Source organism: Phenylobacterium sp. (assembly GCF_035539035.1).
In the GTDB taxonomy this organism is placed as follows: Bacteria; Pseudomonadota; Alphaproteobacteria; order Caulobacterales; family Caulobacteraceae; genus Phenylobacterium.
Genome location: NZ_DATLJI010000016.1, coordinates 418,520 through 438,788 on the forward strand (window position 1 = coordinate 418,520; position 20,269 = coordinate 438,788).

18 protein-coding genes are annotated in these 20,269 nt (G+C 66.4%); 4 read left to right on the forward strand and 14 right to left on the reverse strand.

Features of this window, described 5'->3' with window-relative positions; all coding sequences use genetic code 11:
* The first annotated feature begins 37 nt into the window (after positions 1-37).
* Positions 38-1,099, forward strand: a complete 1,062-nt coding sequence (gene mnmH, locus VM685_RS15960) for a tRNA 2-selenouridine(34) synthase MnmH (protein WP_325461166.1) — start codon at positions 38-40, stop codon at positions 1,097-1,099.
* Between the two features lie 273 nt (positions 1,100-1,372).
* On the opposite strand, the gene VM685_RS15965 is transcribed toward mnmH, so the two are convergent.
* Both VM685_RS15965 and alr read right to left on the reverse strand, forming a co-directional pair.
* A complete protein-coding gene (locus VM685_RS15965; protein ID WP_414693383.1) occupies positions 1,373-2,743 on the reverse strand; it encodes a D-amino acid dehydrogenase in 1,371 nt (456 codons plus the stop codon).
* An 11-nt stretch (positions 2,744-2,754) separates the two neighbouring features.
* The gene (gene alr / locus VM685_RS15970; protein WP_325461168.1) at positions 2,755-3,879 is read right to left on the reverse strand and encodes an alanine racemase; all 1,125 of its coding nucleotides are present in this window, start codon (positions 3,877-3,879) and stop codon (positions 2,755-2,757) included.
* Positions 3,880-3,999: 120 nt separating this feature from the next.
* On the opposite strand from alr, the gene VM685_RS15975 reads away from it, so the two are divergent.
* Together VM685_RS15975 and VM685_RS15980 are read left to right on the forward strand one after the other, a co-directional pair.
* Positions 4,000-4,458 carry an Lrp/AsnC family transcriptional regulator gene (locus VM685_RS15975; RefSeq protein WP_325461169.1) on the forward strand — a complete coding sequence of 153 codons (459 nt, stop codon included), beginning with the start codon at positions 4,000-4,002 and terminating at the stop codon, positions 4,456-4,458.
* Positions 4,459-4,490: 32 nt separating this feature from the next.
* Positions 4,491-5,477, forward strand: a complete 987-nt coding sequence (locus VM685_RS15980; RefSeq protein ID WP_325461170.1) for a phytanoyl-CoA dioxygenase family protein — start codon at positions 4,491-4,493, stop codon at positions 5,475-5,477.
* Between the two features lie 84 nt (positions 5,478-5,561).
* On the opposite strand, the gene VM685_RS15985 is transcribed toward VM685_RS15980, so the two are convergent.
* The 11 genes from VM685_RS15985 to VM685_RS16030 form a co-directional block, all read right to left on the reverse strand.
* Positions 5,562-5,810, reverse strand: coding sequence for a hypothetical protein (locus tag VM685_RS15985; RefSeq protein ID WP_325461171.1), 249 nt, complete (start codon positions 5,808-5,810; stop codon positions 5,562-5,564).
* 67 nt (positions 5,811-5,877) lie between these two features.
* Positions 5,878-6,729, reverse strand: a complete 852-nt coding sequence (locus VM685_RS15990) for an NAD(P)-dependent oxidoreductase (RefSeq protein ID WP_325461172.1) — start codon at positions 6,727-6,729, stop codon at positions 5,878-5,880.
* 29 nt (positions 6,730-6,758) lie between these two features.
* The gene (locus tag VM685_RS15995; RefSeq protein WP_325461173.1) at positions 6,759-7,532 is read right to left on the reverse strand and encodes an SDR family NAD(P)-dependent oxidoreductase; all 774 of its coding nucleotides are present in this window, start codon (positions 7,530-7,532) and stop codon (positions 6,759-6,761) included.
* Between the two features lie 3 nt (positions 7,533-7,535).
* Positions 7,536-8,810 carry an aminotransferase class III-fold pyridoxal phosphate-dependent enzyme gene (locus VM685_RS16000; protein WP_325461174.1) on the reverse strand — a complete coding sequence of 425 codons (1,275 nt, stop codon included), beginning with the start codon at positions 8,808-8,810 and terminating at the stop codon, positions 7,536-7,538.
* Positions 8,811-8,980: 170 nt separating this feature from the next.
* Positions 8,981-9,718 carry a TetR/AcrR family transcriptional regulator gene (locus VM685_RS16005; protein WP_325461175.1) on the reverse strand — a complete coding sequence of 246 codons (738 nt, stop codon included), beginning with the start codon at positions 9,716-9,718 and terminating at the stop codon, positions 8,981-8,983.
* A gap of 47 nt (positions 9,719-9,765) precedes the next feature.
* The gene (locus VM685_RS16010) at positions 9,766-10,215 is read right to left on the reverse strand and encodes a PaaI family thioesterase (protein ID WP_325461176.1); all 450 of its coding nucleotides are present in this window, start codon (positions 10,213-10,215) and stop codon (positions 9,766-9,768) included.
* Entirely contained in the window at positions 10,205-11,419 is a 1,215-nt protein-coding gene (locus VM685_RS16015; RefSeq protein WP_325461177.1) for an MFS transporter, read from the reverse strand. Before VM685_RS16015 ends, VM685_RS16010 begins: the two co-directional genes overlap by 11 nt.
* Complete coding sequence (locus VM685_RS16020) at positions 11,416-12,384, reverse strand: aminotransferase class IV (protein ID WP_325461178.1); 969 nt, start codon at positions 12,382-12,384, stop codon at positions 11,416-11,418. Before VM685_RS16020 ends, VM685_RS16015 begins: the two co-directional genes overlap by 4 nt.
* Before the next feature lie 166 nt (positions 12,385-12,550).
* Entirely contained in the window at positions 12,551-12,925 is a 375-nt protein-coding gene (locus VM685_RS21045) for a hypothetical protein (protein ID WP_414693384.1), read from the reverse strand.
* Positions 12,926-12,929: 4 nt separating this feature from the next.
* Positions 12,930-13,865: a phytanoyl-CoA dioxygenase family protein gene (locus tag VM685_RS16025; protein WP_325461179.1), complete on the reverse strand. Its 936-nt coding sequence runs from the start codon at positions 13,863-13,865 to the stop codon at positions 12,930-12,932.
* 15 nt (positions 13,866-13,880) lie between these two features.
* Positions 13,881-15,695, reverse strand: coding sequence for an NAD(P)/FAD-dependent oxidoreductase (locus VM685_RS16030; protein WP_325461180.1), 1,815 nt, complete (start codon positions 15,693-15,695; stop codon positions 13,881-13,883).
* Between the two features lie 213 nt (positions 15,696-15,908).
* On the opposite strand from VM685_RS16030, the gene VM685_RS16035 reads away from it, so the two are divergent.
* The gene (locus tag VM685_RS16035) at positions 15,909-17,324 is read left to right on the forward strand and encodes a sulfotransferase (RefSeq protein WP_325461181.1); all 1,416 of its coding nucleotides are present in this window, start codon (positions 15,909-15,911) and stop codon (positions 17,322-17,324) included.
* A gap of 48 nt (positions 17,325-17,372) precedes the next feature.
* Here VM685_RS16035 and VM685_RS16040 read toward each other — a convergent pair whose 3' ends face one another.
* Positions 17,373-19,859 (reverse strand): TonB-dependent receptor, encoded by a 2,487-nt coding sequence (locus tag VM685_RS16040; RefSeq protein ID WP_325461182.1) that lies wholly within the window; start codon positions 19,857-19,859, stop codon positions 17,373-17,375.
* Positions 19,860-20,269: the final 410 nt, after the last annotated feature.

Here is a 20,269-nt window from a genome sequence, read left to right on the forward strand (position 1 = left end):
TGCTGGCGCGCATTCGGCGAGGGAGCTCGGGGCCGCGGTGGCGAGGATTCAGGTGCTGGGCGCCGATGCGCTGGCCAGGCTTTCCGAGTTCGGGACCATCATCGATGTCCGCAGCCCGGCCGAGTTCGCCGAGGACCATGTGCCCGGCGCCATCAACCTGCCCGTGCTCAGCAATGCGGAGCGCGCGCAGGTCGGGACGATCTACGTCCAGGAGTCGCGCCTGAAGGCCAACCGCATCGGGGCCGCGTACGTGGCCCGCAACATCGCGGGCCATCTGGAGGGGGCGTTGCGGGATATGGGCGCCGATTTCGCGCCGCTGGTCTACTGCTGGCGCGGCGGCCAGCGCTCGGAGTCCATGGCCACGATCCTGTCCCGCGTTGGCTGGCGCACCACGCTGCTCGAAGGCGGCTACCGCACCTACCGCCGGGCGGTGCGGGCCCAGCTCTACGATACGCCGTGGCCTACGCCGGTGGTCGTGCTGGACGGCGACACCGGGACGGCCAAGACCGAGATCCTCAACCGCCTGCCGGCGTACGAGATCCAGATCATCGACCTGGAGGGCCTCGCCCACCACCGGGGCTCACTGCTGGGGGCGTGGGACGGCCAGGCGCAGCCGTCGCAAAAGCTCTTCGAGACCCGGTTGTGGTCGGCGCTTCAGGCGCTGGTTCCCACCCGGCCGGTCGTGGTCGAGGCCGAGTCCAGCAAGGTCGGCGACCTGATGATCCCGCCCGGCCTCTGGCGCGCCATGCAAGGCGCGCCGCGCATCCGCGTGACGGCGCCGGTCGAGGCCCGCGTCGGCTATCTGGTCCGCGCTTACCGCGACGTCGCCGACAACCACGCCCGGCTGGCCGACGTCATCACCCGCCTGCCGGTCCACATCGGGGGAGACGCGCGGAAGGCCTGGCTGACGCTGCTGGCCGAGCGGGACTACGAGGCGCTCGCCCGCGAGCTGATCCTCGGCCACTACGACCCGGCGTACGCACGCGCCCGGCGGCGTGAAGGGCGCACGGAGATGGCTGTGATCGCTCTGGACCACCTCTCGCCGGAAGACATCGACGCTGCCGCAGCCGAACTCGCCCGGCGCCTGCAGAGCCTTTAGCCTGAGCAATCAGGAGACTTCAGGCATTGGACGACGCGCTGGTGGGCCCGGCAGGACTCGAATGTTCGGATTTGCACCAAGCATCTGAAATGCTTAGCAATTCGGCCACCGACCATACCAAAAAGATTACCAGCGGCCGATGTGCCATCCACGCCACAGGAGGCGCTCTTCGCCAACGCAAGACGTAGCTCTCGCTAGCGCGACAACTTCAAGAGGCGACGGCAGTGACGCTCGCTTCATCGCCGGGAAGAGCCCGGCGCCGGTACAGGACAGTCACGCCCTAGTGGTCTCCGGCGCGTCCGCCGCTGAGTCATAGCTGACATTTGGAAGGTCTGCTTCCGGGCCGGCGCCGCTTGGGGAGCGTGGGGTGCGGGACGCAGCGCGCCTCGAAAACGGTTGCTGATATCGCGACAGCCCCAGGTCGTCGAACCTGATGTCGGGCTCGTGGCCGCAGACGAGGTCGGCGATCAGATGAGCAGATCCGCAGGCCATGGTCCAGCCGAGCGTCCCATGGCCTGTGTTCAAGTAGAGGTTCGGCAGCGGCGTTGGGCCGACGACTGGCGTGCCATCCGGCGTCATGGGTCGCAGCCCCGTCCAGTATGTCGAGGCCTTGGTATCGGCAGCGCCCGGGAACAGGGACTCGAGCGAATACTCCAAGGTACGCCGACGGCGAGGGTCCAATTCCGCGCTGAACCCGGATATCTCCGCCATGCCGCCTACGCGAATCCGATCGCCCAGCCGTGTGATCGCGATCTTGAAGGTCTCATCCAACAGTGTGGATTCCGGGGCCCGCGCGTAATCGGCGATGGGCGCCGTGATCGAGTACCCCTTTACGGGATAGACGGGGAGTTGCAGGCCAAGCCCACGCAGCAAGCCGGTCGAATAGCTCCCCATCGCCACCACAAACGCCGCGCCTTCGAACGGGCCAGCGTCGGTGTGCACCCGCGCAACGCGGCCCCTATCGATCTCGAGATGGGCAGCGCGTACGCCATACTGGAAATCCACGCCTAGCTCGGCGGCGCAGGCCGCCAGCGCCGTCGTGAACGCGTAGCAGTCCCCCGTCTCGTCATTCGGCAACCGCAGCCCGCCTACAATCTCGTCGCGGGCGTACGCGAGCCCGGGCTCGACCTCGAGGCACCCCATTTGATCGAGCAGTTGATAAGGCACCCCGCCCGCGGCGAGGACCTCGATGTCCTTTGCCACGCCATCCAGCTGCGACTGGGTTCGAAACACCTGCAGCGTCCCGAGAGACCGATGATCGTAGGCGATGCCGGTCTTGCCGCGTAAATCGATGAGCTTCTCGCGACTGTACTCCGCCAGGCGGACCATGCGCTCCTTGTTTTGCGCGTAGCGGGCCGGGGTGCAGTTGCGAAGCATCCGGAGCAGCCAGACCCACATGGCCGGATCTGCCTTGGGATGAAAGATCAGCGGCGCGTGCTCCATCAGCAGCCAGCGCGGCGCCTTCTTCGGGACATCGGGCGACGCCCAAGGAGACGCATAGCCGGGCGAGATCTCGCCCGCGTTCGCGAAGCTGGTTTCCATGCCTGGACCAGGTTGGCGATCGACCACGGTCACGGCGCGACCGGCTTTTGCCAGGTAATAGGCAGTCGTGACGCCGATCACGCCGGCGCCCAGGACGATCACACGGGGCGGACTCATGCCGTGGCGGTCCGGCTCGGCGAATAGAAGCGTCGGAATCGGCGGCCGAGCCTTGCCAGAATCTCGTAGGAAATGGTCCCCGCAGCCTCGGCTAGGGCCTCGAGGCTCTGGTGAGGACCGATCACCTCAAGCAGGTCACCTGGCTGCAGCGCGCCCGGCGGCAACGCCGTCGCATCCACCATGGCCGTGTCCATCGAGACACGGCCGACGATCGGGAGACGCTCCCCGGCGAAGACCATGGCGCCCTTGCCGCTCAAGCTCCTTGGCAGGCCGTCCGCGTAGCCGATGGCGACGGTGGCGATGCGCCGCCTCTCCGCAGCGACGAAGTCGTGGCCATAGCCGACCCCCTGTCCGGCCGCGATCGTCCTCATCTGTATCACGCGGGCGCTGAGGCAGAAGACGGTCCGCAGCGGCTGTTCGCCCACGACCGCTGCGCCACCGTACAGCGCGAGTCCGCATCGCATGAGGTCCCCTGCGGCCGCCCCATGGGTCAAGGTGGCGGCGGAGTTCGCGAATGAGACAGGCGTCGGGGGCAACTTGCGCAGCGCTGCCGTGAAGGCCGCTTCTTGGATGTGGTTGACCGGCGAGCTTGGACTGTCTGCGCAGGCGAGGTGGGACATGACGTAGCGGATGTCCAGGTGATCGAAGACGTCGTACGCCTGCGCCAGGCGGTCGACCTGATCCGGCGACAGGCCTAGACGTGACATCCCCGTATCCACCTGAATCACAGCGGGCAGGCGCCGTCGCTGCGTGCGGGCGAGGTCCCGCCAGCGCTCCAGCTGGCCAAGGCTGTTGAGAACCGGCGTAAGGCCCGCGGTCAGCGCCGTCGCCTCGGTGCCGGCCCAGAGCCCGCCGAGAACATAGATGGCAGACTCCGAGAGGACGCGGCGCAACTCGAGCGCCTCATCGAGGTCGGCGACAAAGAAATGGCGACAGCCCGCGTCCCGCAGCGTCGTGCAGACGGGCTCCAGGCCCAACCCGTACGCATCGGCTTTGACGACCGCGGCGACCTCCGCCGGGGCGGCGCGCGCAACGAGGTCAGTGTAGTTTGCGGCGACAGCGGCCAGGTCGATCGAGATCTGCCCTCCGGTGACAAGCGTTGCGCCCCAGCTATCGTTCATCATCGGCTCCCTGCCCGGCCGAAGCCTAGCCGACCATGGCCGCCATGATCTTTCGTACTGCGCAATAGTCGACTAAAATCGGCTTCCAAACGCCACGTTTGTGCGGAGCGACGCAACGCCATGGCTGAAGAGGCCGACGCCTTCGACCGCAGGATCCTGCAGCTCCTCCGCTTGAACGCCCGTCGTCCAAATACTCAGTTGGCCGCCGAGGTGGGGCTGTCGCCTTCCGCATGCCTTCGCCGGGTGAAGGCGCTCGAGGAGCGGGGTCTCATCCTTGGGTACACCGCGATCGTGTCAGGCGCGCCCGATGATGGCTTCGTGGCGATCGTCAGGATCACGCTGGAGCGGCAGAGCGAAGATTTTATGCGCCGCTTCGAAACGGCTGTGCGCCGCCATCCGGAGATCGAGGAATGCTACCTGATGACCGGCGACGCCGACTACGTGCTGCGGACGTCGGCGCCGAACGCCAGCGCCTACGAGAAGATCCACACCGAGGTCCTGTCGCGCCTGCCAGGCGTCGCTCGGATCGAATCCAGCATCGCCATGCGTAATGTGCTGCGGGCGCGCGCCGGAGCGTGAACGCCTGACCTCGTCCCGGCGCCCCCGTACATATGATCGACTATTATCGGTTTTCGCTTGCTCAAGACTGGATTGGAGCGCAGCATCAAGCCAGCCGCTACGTCAGTCGAGAGAGCATGATGTCAGAAGCCGCCCTCGCCTCCACCCACAGCACGGACGCCGCGCTGCAGCGCATCCCCTTTGGCGCTCCGGCCGAACAGGTGGCGGCCGCCATCGCGAGCGATGGCGCCGTCATCCTCACCGGGGTCCTCACACGCGAGCAGGTGGCGGAGGTCAACAAGGACCTTGACCCGCATTTCGATGCAATCGGCCAAGGCAACTTCGGCCAGGGCGAGGAGAACTTCCTAGCCGACTTCATGGGACATCGCACGAAACGCGTCGTCCACTGCGTGCGCTACAGCAAGACCCTCCGGGACGTCATGTTGGCGAGCCCGGTGCTCGCCGAATACGTGTCGGCTCTTGTTCCCGGCGCGCCTGGGAACCACTCCCTGGGCTCGAGCCAAGCCATCGAGATCCACCCGGGCGAAAAGGCGCAGACCCTGCACCGAGACGCCAACACGATGCTCGAGCTCCTGCAGCGCTTCGAGCGCGGCGGCCCTGAGATGCTGATCAACTCTCTCCTCGGCCTCACGGACGTGACCGAGGAGATGGGCGCCACGCGCGTGATCCCCGGCAGCCATCTCTGGGACGACTATCGGCGCGAGGCGACGCAGGCGGAGACAATCCCGGCGCTGCTCAATGCCGGCGATCTTCTGCTATTCAGCGGACGCGTCCTCCACGGCGGGGGGGCGAACGTCACGAAGGACCGGCCGCGACGCGTGCTCTCGACCGCCTTCGCCATCTCCTTCTTCATGGGTGAAGAGGCTTGGCCGTTCGTCATCCCGGTGGAGGAAGTGCGGACCTATCCCAAACAGGTGCAGGGCTATCTGGGCTTCCGGTCGGTGAGCTTCGCGGGCGAGGAGCCCGGCTTCCTATGGCGGGTCGAAGCTCAGCCCCTCGAGGAACACCTCGCGCTCTGAGCGTCTAGGGGCTCCCAGCGACAACAGCGCGCCAGTCCTGGCGCGCTGTTCTTTATTGGCCGTGTCGGCCGACGTTGCGCGCCCTCAGGCATACAAGCGCCAGACGGATACCGCCGTCGTCCCGTAGGTGACCGTTAGGACAGCCCAACGGAAGGTATGCGCCGGGAGCCGCTGGCCAATGCGGGCGCCGAAGTAGCCGCCAGCCACCGCGCCGATCGCCACCGGCAGGACTTGGGCCCACGAGAGGAAAGCCGCGAAGGTGCCGCCGCCCGCGAGCGCGTTCATTGCGCCGGCGAGCAGGCCAGCCGCAAGGAGCAAGATGAGCGCCAGCACGGGGAGTCCTGTCCAGGATCAAGAAGGTGCGGGAGTCGCCAGGCCCCCTAGTTTGGCGGCCCCCAAACTAGTGGCGAAAGAGCGCTGAGAAGCCCTGATTACCGTCACCTGCAGCTATGGCGGCCCGCATACGGTCAAGGTTCGCCGTCAGCAGGTGATCCGAGGCGCCGACGTCGGCAAACGCGTCGCGATAGAGCTCCAGCGACCGGGCATAGATTTCGAGCACCGCCTCCGTGGAGGCGAAATCGTTCTGCTCAACGGCGCTGAGCGCGTTGTCGATCATGGTCGGCAAGTAGGCGAGATGGCCCTGCAGGTGCTCGCGGAATTCGGCGAGCGAAAGGCCATCCTTCGTGGCGTAGCGGGCCGCCTCGAGGCAGGCCGCGGCGGCGGTGAACAGGAATGTTCCGGTGACGGACGCGTCGAGGACGTTCGGACGCCCCGGATCCTCGCCAACAGCGAAGGAGCTGCCGGCCAACCCGCGAAGCAAGTCCTTTCGATCTTCCCAGACCTGGAGCTCGCCGCCGTAGACCACCGTGGCTTCGGAGCTGCCAATCCCTGAGGGATAGGCCTGGATCGTACCGCTGAGGAAGCGGCCGCCAGCGTCGGCGACCTGCCTGCGCAAAGTTCTCACCTGACTTGGCGTCGCCGTCACGAGGTTGATGAAATCGCGTCCATGGAGCGGCATGCCGTCGCGGATCATCAGCTCGACCTCAGGGGTCGTGGCCGTGAGAGCGATGACCACCTCCACCGCGCGGGCCAGATCCGTTGGAGTCTCGGCCACGGAAGCGCCGACCGCCTGCAGCGGCTGACAGCGCGACGGCGTCCGATTCCACACGACGACACGATGCCCGAGAACCAGGAGCTGGCGGGCGATGGCGCTCCCCATCAGGCCGGTGCCGATGACGCCGACGGACACCATGCGCTTCCCCTTCTAACTCGAGCGATCGATCAAGAGAGCAAGCCGCCGCCATCGACGACGATGGTCTCGCCGTGGATGAACGACGCGGCGTCCGAAGCGAGGAAGGCGGCCAGCGCCCCAATGTCTTGAGGCTGGCCGATCCGGCCTGCCGGGATCTTGTGCTGCACGTACGCGTCCCCGGCGGGCGTCCCCCAGACTCCGCTGGTCATGTCGGTTTGGATCAGACCCGGGGCGATGGCGTTCACGCGGACGCCGCTGCCCGCCCATTCGAGCGCCATCTGACGTGTGAGACCGATGAGCCCGTGCTTGGCGGGGACATAGGCGGCCGCGTCCATCGTCGGCGACAAACCCAAGATGGAGGCGATATTGATGATCACCCCGGCGCCCTTTTCGATGAACTGCGGCGCGACGGCTTGCCCGAGGCGGAACGGCACCTCGAGGTTGACCTTCATGATCCGCCTCCAGTCCTCCAGCGGATGCGAGATCAGCGGATTGTCCGCATCGATGCCGGCGTTGTTCACAAGGATGTCGAGCGGTCCGAAGTCGGCCTGAACGCGCGGGATCAGCTCACCCACCGCGTCATCGTCTTCGAGATCCGCCGCCAGGTAGTCGGCGCCGGACGCGCCGGACGCCTCTAAGGCGTTGGCGACGTCCCGCGCGCGCGCCTCGTCGCGCCCCGTCACGATCACGTGGGCGCCAGACGCAGCCAAGGCCTCGGCAATGGCGCGGCCGATCCCTCGGGTAGCGCCGGTGACGAGGGCCCGTCGGCCACTCAGGGTCCCTGTAGGGCTAACCGCGGCCACGGCCTAGTGCTCGTTCAGGATCATGGTCAGGATCGGATGCGGCTGCAGGGTGTCGCGCCGCTTCTTCACCGCCTCGAACGCCTGGTCGGTGGCTTCGAGGATCCGGCCCATATCGTCGAGCGTGTGAGCGCCCGAAACGAACATGTTGTGGTAAGGGTGCAGGTAGGCGCCGCCTTTCAGCGCTTCCGCCGCCCAGGCGTAGCCGATGCGGAAATCAGGATCGTCCTCGAAGAGGATCTGAGGCATCTGGGCCGGGCCGGTCTGCCTGAGCGTGAAGCCATGGCTCGCCGCCTGTTGCTGCAACCCTTCACGCAGGCGCCGCCCCGACGCGATGGTGCGTTCGAGGTAATCGGTGTCGCGGATCTGGCGCAGGGTCTCGATGGCGGCAGCCATCGGCGTCGCCGAGAACCAGAACGACCCGGTCACGAACATCTCTTCGGCCCCGCGGCGCGCCGCCTCCGAGCCCAGCAAGGCGGAGATCGGGTAGCCGTTGGCGAGACACTTGCCCCAGGCCGACAAATCGGGGGCCACACCGTATTGGGCCCAGCTGCAGTCCCGCGCCAAGCGGAAACCGGCGCGAACCTCATCCAGGATCAATAGCGCGCCGTACTTGTCGCAAAGCTCGCGAGCGCCGCGCGCGAACGCCTGCTCCGCAAGGGTCTGGTCGCGGAAGACCTCGTGCACGAAGGGAGTCGCGAGCACGCCGGCGACGTCGCCGCCGCACGCCTTGAAGGCCGCCTCGAGGCTGTCGAGGTCGTTGTACTGGTAGTAGACGATGTGGGCGCGGTCTTCCGGCAGGGTGCCGGCTGGACGCGGTGTGCACCAGGGCGCAGCGCCATGGTACGTCCCCGTGGCATAGAGGATCTTGCGGCGGCCTGTGTGGGCGCGAGCCGCGACGATCGCCATGGTCGTCGCGTCGGTGCCGTTCTTGCAGAACATGGCCCAGTCAGCGTGGGAGATCATGCCCACCAGCGTCTCGGCCAGCGTCACCATGCCTTCGGACGGTCCGGTCATGGTGTCCCCAAGCACCTGCTGTGCCGCCGCCGCCGCCTCGACGGGCTCGTAGCCGTAGCCGAGCAGGTTCGGCCCGTAGGCGCACATCATGTCGACGTACTCGTTGCCGTCGACATCCCACAGGCGACTGCCTTTCGCCCTTTGGAAGAACTGCGGATATTCATCGGGTAGTAGCGTCGTGGCCTCGTGCCCGTACATCCCGCGGGGGATGACCTTCAGCGCGCGCTCCTTGAGCGCTGAGTTCTTTGCGTTGGACCAAGCCATGGGGATCCTCCTCCGCGCGAAGCGTTTCCGCAGCCGCGCGTCGGCCTGCGCAATCTTCGATATTTATCTGTTATGTGCCCACATCTGAACCGTGTCAACGACAGGTCGCGCGCCACAGGACGTCCTGCGGAGCGGTTCCGGATCTCTGGCAAGGCTGGAGAAGGGGTGGCCTACGTTTGAGCCGGACCCGGGCTCGCGTCCGGATAAGGCAGGGTCACGGCGCCCCCCTCCGCGGCTGCCTTGATCAGCATCTCGCGGGGTTCGAGCACCTCCGGCAGGTAGAGGCGCCGATACATGACGACCACGCGAAACGCCTCTTCCAGATACTCTTCCGTGATACGGCCATGCAGACGGACCGAGATCGTCCAGATCGCGTCCAGCAGCGCCAGCGAGATCTGCGTCTTCTTCGCGGCGTCGCGTTGGACGGGGACGTGGAAGATGAGGTTCAGGCGGTCCGACGCGGTCTGCGCCATGTGATCGGTGACCAGGATGTCGATGTTTCGCGCCTCGACGCCACCGTACCCGCCGTAGAGGATCTTCAACATCGCCGGGCGCGCGTTGAAGTAGTCCATGGCTCGGCGCATATCGAGTTCGACCAGGTCCTGCCAGGATTTGATCAGCCGCGCCTCGATCGGCTGCGAGTGAACCTGGATAAGCCCCTGCAGATAGCGCTCGGCGAGCGCTTGGTAGGCCGTCTCTTTGGTCGGGAAGAAATGGTAGACCGACGCCGGGGGCACGCCCGCCCGTTCGGCGATCTGGTAAAGCCCGATCTCGTCCGGGTTGGCGTCCTGGAGCAAAGCTTCCGTCGCCTCAAGCAAGGCCTGATAGCGTGCGATCCCTCGCCCACGGGACGGCCGGCGCAACCCGGTGCTGCGTTCGCGTTTGGTGGCGGGGGTCTCAACGGACATTCGGACTCGCAATGGGGGGAACAGCGGCAGCGACCGACAGAGTATAGTCAGCGAGGCTTTCCACCGAGAAGCTTCACAACACCCGAAAACGACAGGACGGTGTCGCCGGCGTTGTCGATGAGGCCTCGGACGAACACGAGGCTACGCCCCGCCCTCACGACCTCTCCCCGACAGGTCAGCAAGGCGCCCAGCGGCGCGCCGGCGATGAAGTCGCCGTGCAGGCTGACGGTCACGCCCGGCCTGCCGGCGATTTCGTCCATGGCGACGAGGAAGAGGCCGTAATCGGCGAACGTCAGCAAGGCGCCGCCGTGGACGGATCCTGCGCCGTTGAGGTTCTTGTTCGACACCCTGAAGCCGCAAACAACGCGGCCGTCGGCTTCGCGACGGGCGTAGAGGGGCCCGACATGATCCTCGAACGGCTCCGGCGAGTTCCAGGCCGACCAACCCGCCCATTCGCCCGTGGAAATCGGCGCGGAAAGGCCGGGATCAGCGGACATTCGCTGGCGCCGCCTTGGGGGAGATCGGGAGGCGGCCGAACACCAGGCTTGCGGCCACAATCAGCAGGGCGCTCACCATCAGCAGGGTGCTGCTGAAACCGATCAGGCCGGCATAGCTGCCTGCCTCGATCACCGCCCCCGCCACGAGACCGACGATCACGGCCGCCAGACCGCTCGCGGCGGGGGCGACGACGAACAGCCTGGTCGTGGCGTCGATCTTGGCCAGCACGGCCCAGAAGCCGGGGGTCGACAGCCCCCACCCGAGCGAGAACAGCAGGTTGGCGGCTACGAAGCCGATGTCGCGGCTGAGGTGCAGGCTCGCGAAGCCGAAGAGCATGACGCACACGCCACCGACGGCGATCGCGAGACTTGGGAGGCGGCCGCCGATCCAGGCGACAATCGCCGCCGTCACGATGCTGGCCAGGGCCGTGAGACTGAGCGTCATTCCAATGAGGGCCGGCGCCACGCCGCGGTCGGCCCCAATCCGCTCAACGAAGTACCAGAAGGCTGCGGCGCCGCCGCCGAAGCAGCCGAGCGCGAGGAGCCCGATGGCAGGGGCGATGGCGGCGCCGGACAGGACCTTCGCTCCGACCTGGCCGGTCCGCTCCTTCCGCTGGACATCGCCGGCGCGCGGCAGCCAGCAGATTGCGACCAGGCCCGTCGACATCACGGCGGCCAGCGTCAGGAAGAGACCATGCACGCCGAAGTTTGGGATGATCCAAGCCGAGAGCGGAGCTGCGACGGCGGCTGCGCTCACGCCCTGCAGGACCGTCGAGACGGCATAGCTGCGGTCTGGATTGGACGTGTCGCCCAGGCTCGCGAATGAGGGGATGAACACAGCCCCCTTGAACGCCCCGATCAAGGCGAAGAGGAACAGCACGCTCGCCAACTGACTGAAATAGCCTCCCGCCGCGAGGCAGGCGGTGGCGCCTCCCAAGGCAACCCAGCTCAGCAGCCGCCAGTCCACGCGCCGGACCCAGAGTGGTCCACTCACGGTGGCGAGGGTGTTGAAGCCTACAAAGACGGCGCTGACGTAGCCGAGTTGGCGGTCGCCCAGGGCGTAGCCCTTCGCCAGCGCGCCGAGGATCAGCGGCTGGACGTTGATGATCAGTGCGTTAAGCGCGATGAGATAGGAGGCGGCGGCGATCGCCGCCGGCCTGTCGACACCCGACCTCTCCGTGCGCGCCGCCCCCACCTGGCTCATCCGTAGTCGACAGCGAAGCTGTAGCGGGGGTCATAGTGGGCCTTCCAGTAGGCCTCCCAGACTTCGCGGGTGATGGGCCCGACCTGTCCGCCGCCCACCGGCTGATCGTCCAGCCGGGTGATGGGCATGACGCCCCCAGCGGTGGTGCAGATGAAGATCTCGTCCGCCTGGTAAAGGCTGTCCACGGGCACGAAATCGACAACCGTTGGCCAGCCCCTCTCCGCGCAGATCTCCAGAACCGTGCGCCGCGTGACGCCTTGCAGGACGCCCCGCGAAGGCGTCGAAAGGACGCCGTCCTTCACGACGAAGATGTTGTAGCCACCGCCCTCCGTGATGTTCCCGTCGCCGTCCGGCAGCAGCGCGTAGACGGCGCCGCGGTCCATGGCCTCCAGCCAGCCGCGTACGAAATCGCCCCACTGCAGGTTCTTGATCGTCGGGTCCATTGCGCCGGGAGGCGTTCGACGGACAGTTCGCGTCACGACCGCGTGGCCCCCGCGCGGGTGATATTCCGGCGGCATCGCCCAGACGTAGGGCATCACCAGTAGATAGAGGTTGTTCTCGTAGCTTTCGTACTCGCGGACGAATTTCAGCCCACGCGTCATGATCAGTTCGACGTAGGCGTCGCGGATCCCGCTCTTGGCAACCATCTCGAGCAGCGTCTGGCGGATCTGCTCGCGCGGCAGCGGTATGCGAAGCCGCATCTTCTCGCAACTCTGCTCAAGCCGATTCAGGTGATCATCCAGACGGAAGAAGCGTCCGTCCCACACGGCAGGCACATCGTACGTCAGGTCGGACCTGAGGAACCCCTGGTCGAGGATCGGGATGCGCGCCTCGTGCAGAGGATATAGCCGGCCCTCGACCCAGGCGACGCCCTCCGCGAACGGGTTGCTGTTGGCTGCCAGCGTGGCCAGGCGCTTGGCATGGCCACCTAGCACGGCCTCCATCGAGTAGGCTGGTTCAGACATGCGGCCCCCATTTATATCGACAATTATCGACTAGAGATCATGTTCATAGAGTGCACAAGCCCGGAGGCGCTATCGGGCCACTGCCGAGCGTACAAGGTGAGGCCCACCGCAACTGGATTACTCTCGAGTTGCCGAGCATCCGGACGCCGACCAGCTCCGAGGCGGATCATGCCGGCTCCGAGCGGGGTGACGCAGGTCCAGGAAGACCGTTCACCCAGTCAGCTGGGGTGACCGCGTAGAACAGCACGGCTTCGCCACGAACCCGATATGTCAAGGAGGTACCTGCGGGAATCCAGGCCATGTCGCCCGGGTTCATGGGCCGGGCCACGCCATCGACCTCGAGTTCGAACGCGCCCTCCACGCGGTGGCAGCAGAGCACCTCGTCATACCAGAGCGTCCACGGGAAATCCCCGTCGCGGAAGGTGACGAGACCCGCTGCCAGCCTGGCGCCAGTGCTGGCCCCCATGTGCTCATGGAGACCCGACGCGCCGGGTTCCGGCTGGGGGATGTGACCCTCCGAAGCGTAGACAACAACGTTCACGCGCCTACTCGCCGGCGACCGCTTCGGTCTCGGTCCGGTACTTCAGGCCCGCGCCCGCCGTCACGAACCGCGTCTTTGGAGGCGGATCGAGCTGGTCCCGCAGCTCGCGGTAATCCTTGGTCCAAAGAATCGGCCAACCGCCGTCGAAGGTGCGGATGGAATAGTAGCCGAGCATTGCTATCACGCGCTCGGAACAATGCTGCGCCACCGACCAGGGAACCGTCAGCGGAAGAGCTTCCTCGGGCGTCAACTGGCCGAGGCAGAAGCTGAGATGGATGCCGAAGCGCCACTGGTCGGCCGTCACGTTGGCGCCAGCGGCGTGGATCGTCTTCCCGCTGTAGAGCATCGCGGATCCGGCCGGCATCACAGCTTGGACGACGCTTGCGGGATCGGCCTCCCGCTCGAAATCATCCCACCTGTGGCTGCCGGGCACGACCTGCGTGGCGCCGTTCTCGGCGGTGAAATCGCTCAGCGCGAGCATGAGCGCAACAGTGGCTTCGGGTCCCTTCGGCCCCTGGCTCGCAGCGATCGGCCAGTTGCCCCAATCGCGGTGGAGGGCCTGCGCGGCGGAGCCCGGCCCCACGATCATCGCCTGGGCGGTGTTGATCCAGTAGTCGTTCTTGAACGCCCGCGTCGCCCATTCGTGGAGCAGGTCGTGATCCACGACTTCCGCGAAGGCGGGAGCCTTGGCGATGAGCCCGCTGAAACGCTTAGTGGCGGGGCCGGCGAAGATCGCTTTCAGGGCGCCTTCCGACACCCCGGGCTTGAAGCCTTCCGCGAACTCGCCGAGCTGGGCGCGGATCGTGTTCACCAGCTCCTGGCTGATGAAGTTCTCCACGATCACGCCGCCGTCCTCTTCGATGACCGCCAGTATCCTTTCGAAGCCCTCGCTCAGGTCCACGCGCTGCAGCTGTTTAGCCATCATCCAGTTCTCTGCCATCGCCTCGGAAATTGATCAGACCGCTTCGGCAAGCGAAGGCGCCTGCGGCGCGCGGCCGGCGTCGTTGCGGCCAGGGTAGACACGGACAGGAAGGCCGACGTGGCGGGCCTTGAGCTGGAGCGCCAGGAACAGGGAGTAGAACCGCGACTGGGATAGATTGCCGCCGTGGAACCACAGGCCCGGTTGGGCTGTCGGCTTCCACATGTTCCGGATCTCGCCCTCCCAAGGACCGGGGTCATTGAACGTATCGGAGCCGTAGCCCCACGCCTTGCCGACGCGCTGCGCGACCTCCGGGGAGATGAGGTCGGCGACGACCTGGTCCATCGAGCCGAAGCCGGTGGCGCATATAATGGCGTCGGCCTGCACCTTCCGGCCGTCGGAGACCACCACGCCGCCCGGCTCGAGGCGATCAACCGAGACATTGGAGACCAGCTTGATGGTTCCGTTGGCCACGAGCTCGGCGGCGCCGACATCGATGTAGTAACCTGACGCCCGGCGCAGATACTTGAGCGGCATGCCGGTGCCGTCCTCGCCAAAGTCATGCATGAATCCGGCGGCCTCGAGCCGCCGGTAGAACTCGGCGTCACGCCGCGCGACCTCGTCATTCAGCGCCTTGAAGACCATCGGGGCGATGCGCAGCGGCAAGGAGGCGGCGACAAGATCGGCGCGCTCCGTCGTGATGCCGGCCGCCAGCGCATCCTCCGAGTAGGCTCCCTTGAGGAAGACCTCTTGCGACGTCTCGGAGCGGATGATGTGCGTGGAGTCCTTCTGGATCATCGTCACGTCGGCGCCGTGATCGATCAGGTCAGCGCAGATGTCGTGTGCGGAATTGTTCGAGCCGATCACGGCGACCTTCTTGCCGCCATAGCCCTCGCCCCCAGCATGCTGGCTCGAATGGATGAGCGGGCCGGCGAACGTCTCGGCGCCTTGGAACTTCGGCATGTTCGGCCGCCCGGCGTTGCCGACCGCAAGCACGAGGTGTCTGGGGCGCAGCGTGATCTGCTGGCCTTCGCGCACCACGTTGACGCTCCAAGCGGCGCGCCCCTCGTCGTATTGCGCCGCGACGCAATTGGTCGACGGCCAGACATTCAGCTCCATGATCGAGGCGTAGGCGTCTAGCCAATCCGCGATCTTGTCCTTCGGCGAATAGACAGGCCAGGTGTCCGGGAACGGCAGGTACGGCAGGTGATCGTACCAGACAGGGTCGTGCAGGCTCAGGGAATGGTAGCGCGAGCGCCACTGGTCGCCGGGGCGGGCGTTCCGCTCGACGATCAGATGGGGCACGTCCAGCTGCCGCAGCCGGGCCGCCAGCGCCAATCCGCCTTGGCCGCCCCCGACGATCAGGACGTAGGGTTCGGCGCCGCGCGCAAAGCTCTCGACCTCCGCCTCCCGGGCGTCCTTCCAGTTTTCGAGCGGACGATCAGGGTGCGGCTTGAACCCGACCGGCCGGCGTCGCCCACGGCGTTCTTCGTAGCCGCGGAGCTCCTGCAACGTCGTCAGCAGGGTGGAGCACTTGCCTTCCGCCAGCCGAATGAAACCGGAGCCGCGGCCAAGCGGCGTCTCGAAGCGGATGAACCCTTCCTGCGCCGCGCCCTGCTCGGGGATCTCGACGTTCCAGTTGAAGGATCTGAACACTTCCGGCGTCGCGGCGATCATCTCCGCGATCTCGGCGCGCCCTTCGAACGTGCGGATGTTCCAGGTGAACGCCACCAAGTCGCGCCAGAAACCGCCCTCAGCGAAGAGCTCAGCAACGCCCTGCACCTCGCCACGTTCGAGTGCCGTTGCGAACTCCGCGAGCCACTCGTTGAGGTTCGACACGCTGCCGCTCATTTCTACTCACCCGGACGATCAGGCCCGCTTGGCGGGCGTGATCGAAGAGTTGTCGATCAGCGGCGGTTTGTCGATAAAAATCGTACAATGATGTGCAATCGGCAATCGCAGGCGAACCTCTTGCAGAAAATGATCGACAAATGACACGAACAGAGACGTCCGTCGGGCGATGCGCCGTCGATGGCGCCAGCCAAGCGTGTTAGGCAGGCCGACATGACCCACACAGACGCCGCGAAGGCTCTACAGGAGGCTCAAGCCGCTGCTCGCCTGGATAGCTACGCATCGGCGCGGCATGCCGACGTCATCCGCCGCCTGCACTCGATTGGATGTCGTCAGCAGGCGCTGGACGAACTGCGCCGTGTCGCTGGACTTCGCCCGGGCTCTGCCGCCGACGCCGAGGCCCTCGGCTTCACCGCCTTCGGCCTGGGCGAGCACGCCCTCGCCCATCAGTTCTACGCCGTTGTGGTCGACCAAGCGCCGAGCGATGCGACAGCCTGGTACAATGTCGCCACCACCCTTCGGAACATCGGCCGGCTTGGCGAGTCCGAAGCCGCCTGCACGCGCTGCCTCGGCCTGGATTCCAGCTACGCCCAGGCCGCACTTCTGCGGTCTCACCTCAAGACGCAGAGCACCGAGGCCAATCACCTCGATGAACTGAGGGCGCTCCTTGGTCGTGCGCGGCATGATCTCTCCGCGCAAATTTTCCTCAACTACGCCCTTGGCAAGGAGTTGGACGATATCGGCGCCTTTGATGATGCGTTTCGCCACTTCGCCGACGGCGCGGCGCTGCGTCGGCGAAGCCTCGCCTATGATGTCGAGCTCGACGTGCGAAAGCTGGAGCGCATCAAGGCAGTCTACGACCCAGCTCGACTGTCGAGCGCGAGGCCGAGGTCACCCGTACCCTACGGTTTCATCATCGGCTTGCCCCGCTCAGGGACCACTCTCATCGAGCGCGTCCTGACCGGACACCCGAGCGTCCGATCCAACGGCGAGACCGACAATTTCCTGCAGGCCCTGATGTCCGCCCTGGCGCCGAATGGCGCAGATGTCTTCGAACGCGCCGCGCGCGCGGATCATGCGCAGGTGGGCGCCGCCTACGCCGCCCTGGCTGGCCCTCCAACCGTGGGAGATGGCCTGGTCCTGGAGAAGTTGCCGCTCAACTACCTCTACGTCGGCGCCATTCGGCTGGCGCTGCCGGGGGCGCGCATCGTGCGCGTACAGCGGCGTCCGGCCGACAACCTTTTCGCCATGTTCTCGACCCTGTTCGGCGACGGCTACCCGTTCAGCTACGATCTCCGTGAGCTCGCCCGCTACTACGCGGCCTACAAGGCCCTCGACGCATACTGGCTGGCCCACGCGGGCGATCTCGTGGCCCCCGTTTCCTACGAGGCGTTCACCGCCGATCCGGCCGGCCTCGGTGCGGCGCTCGCCGATCACGTCGGCATCGACTGGCGCACTGACATGGTGAAGGTGGAGAAGAACACCACCGCCACGGCGACGGCCAGTGCGGCGCAGGTTCGCCAACCCATCTATCGCAAGTCGGACGGCCGCTGGCGCAACTACGCCAAGCACCTGGCGCCACTGATCGAGGACCTCAAAGCCGCGGGGATAGACCCGGACGAGACCTGAAGAGCACAGCCGGCCGGCGGTGTGTCCCGCCGCCGGCCGCACCGCAGATCACCAGCTGCGGGTGACCCGCACGCCGATCTCACGCGGTCGCGCAACAGGCAGGATATTCCCCCAGTCGCCCAGCAGCGAGTACGAGGTCAGCGTCCGGAAGTTGGACGAGTACTCTACGCGTTCGTTGGCCAGGTTCGTGCCGAAGATTTCCGCGCGCCAGTCGCCGTGCTCAAGGGACACGCTGCCATTGAACAGGGCGTAGCCGTCTGTTTTTCGGGTGGGTGCGTTGGCGCTGAAGCTGGACAGCTGATTGACCGTCGAGCTGCGGAAATCCATCCCCAGCGAGTAGGTGAGCTGGCCAACTTCGCCCAGGTCCTGCTCGTAGCGGATGTTGGCGGCGCCGCTCCAGTCGGGTGCGCCCGGCAGCCGGTCGCCCTTGGAGCCATGCAGCGCGCCAGGCACTTCACCGCCCAGGCCGTCACCCGCTGGCAGGCTGAAGTCCTCCGTCAGCCGGGCCTTCGCGTAGGCAAGCCCGAGCGAGAAGGAGAAGCCCGTGTCGCCGATCGGACCGGAGGCTTCGACCTCAAAGCCCTTCGATGACGCTTCCTCCGCGTTGATGACCACGGGCGTCAGCAGATAGGGCGTGTAGAGGTCGATCTGCGGCTTGTCCCAAGAGACGTAGAAGGCGTCCGCCGCATAGAAGATGCCGCCGATCCGCCCCTTCACGCCGGCTTCGAAGTTGCTCGTCTTGTCCGGCGCGTACGCCAGCAGCACGTCGGGTTCCTGCAGCGGCCCTTCCGTCTGGAACGCGTTGGCGCCGCCGCGGCGGAAGCCCTGAGACCACGTCGCGTACACCTGGTTGCGGGAGTCCAGCTGGTACGAGGTGTTGAGCTTGAAGATCTGGTCGTCGCTCTCCGTCTTGTTCGCCGCATCGAAGCCGAAGAAGAAGAACGAGCTCAGCCCATCGATCTTCTGCGAGAAGGTCTGGTGGAAGACGCGGGCCCCGGCCGTCACCTGCCAGGCGTCGCTCACATGCCAGGTGAGGTCGCCATAGAGCGAGTAGTCGCGGAACTTCTGGCGCGTGTTTTGGGCGTAGGACGTCCCGTCCGGGTTGAGCGGGATATAGGTTCCGCCCGCCACCAGCGGCAGCGTCGAGCCGCCTCCGGCGGCCTGACTCTGCGTGTCGGCGCCCGGATCGAAGACGAAGAGGCCCAGGTAGCGCTTCTCCTGCTGCATGAAGCCGCCGACCACATAGTCGAAGGCTCCGCCGGAGGCAGACACCAGCCGCACTTCCTGTGTGTAGGAAGTGGTCGTATCGGGCGTCAGGGTTGGGATCACGGCGCGCGGGTTGGCCGGCGCTCCGGTGTAGTAGTAGCCCACCACGCTGCCGAGCAGCACGACCGTGTTGTCCTGCGCGACCTTCCCCTTCGTCTTCCCGTAGGTGAGCGTGGTCGCGAGCGTGGCGAAGCCGAGGTCGTAAGAGGCGTCCAGCGACGCCAGATCGGAGCGGCGGCTCCAGGGTTCCAGCGTCGGAGACGAGCGCTCGAAGTCGCCGGTCGGGCGCAGCTGGACACGGGGATCGATCGGCGATGCGCCCCCGCCGAACGTATTGTTGTCGAAGTTGCCGCCGACCCCTTCTGCGAAGGTATAGTTGTAGGAGAGCGTCGCCGAGAACGCGTCCGTGGGCTTCCACAGGAACGCGGCGCGGCCGGTCGTCGTCTTGGCGTAGTTCGAATCCTTGTCGTCGAAATAGACGCCACGGCTGTTTGCGACGTCGCCTGGGTTGGCCAGGATCGGAGCTCCGCGGACATAGTCGTCGTTCTGCCGGACGAAGACGTCATGGACATCGATAAAGCCGGCGTCCCGCCGGTAATCGACGCCCAGCCGCAGCGCGGCCGTGGAGCCGATCGGGACGTTGACCGCGCCGCCAGCCGAGTAGCCGTAGTCGCTCGAATGCGCCACCTCGGTGGCAGCGGCCGTGAGAAAGCCCCGGGAGACCTCCAGCTTGGGAGCGACGGGGATGACGCGGAGCGTACCGCTCAGCGCGCCTGCGCCATAGAGCGTACCCTGAGGTCCGCGCAGCACTTCCACGCGTTCGATGTCGAAGAGAGGATGACTGCCGGTCATCGGCGCGTTGCCGAGGTAAAAGCCGACCGGCGACTGGAAGTACCGCGCGCCACCCACCGAGGCCACCGAAGCATTGAGGCCGCGGATGATCGGGATCGAAGAGGCCGACGTCCGCGCCCCGCTGTCCTGGATCGTGAAGTTCGGCACCTGACGGGTCAGCGACGCGACATCCGTGACGTTCGCGCGCTGCAGCTGTTCGCTGCCCATGGCCGTGACGTTGAACGGCAGCTTCTCGACACTCTCGGAGCGGCGGCTGGCCGTCACGACGACCTCGCCAATTGTTCCCGGCGACGCCTCGTCATTCGTCTGTGCGATGGCTGCGGCGGGCCCCAGCGCAGCAAGAAGTGCTGCGCAGCTCGCCGTCGCGAGCATCCCGACTCGCGTCCCGCCGTTCCTCACCTGTAGCGGCTGCACCATTCGTGGCCTCCCTGCCTCGTGCTGTCGCAGGGGTCGCACACGCATCGCCTGGCGGCCGGCTCCGGCCGCCTCGGGGCGGCCATGCCAGCTCTTCCACGGCGCGGATCCAGCGTCCCCCGATCGCGCGATCACAACGCGGCGCGACGCGCCGGTCAAGCAGCATCTTCGATAATTGTTGGGAATGCGCACGACGCCGCCTCCCCAATGCGTCGCGAACCCACACAAACGGAAGCAGTGCGAGTGAGGCGCGCGAAGCCGATTCCGTTAGGGGGCAGACTGGATTGAGCGCCCGATGCAGCACAGCGCTAAGGGCGGTAGGTACGACCGACCCCCTAGGCGGTCTCTCCTGTGGACAGCTGCCGAATGTCGTGTACTCGATATTTTTCTGGGATAAATCCGACCTTGCCGAT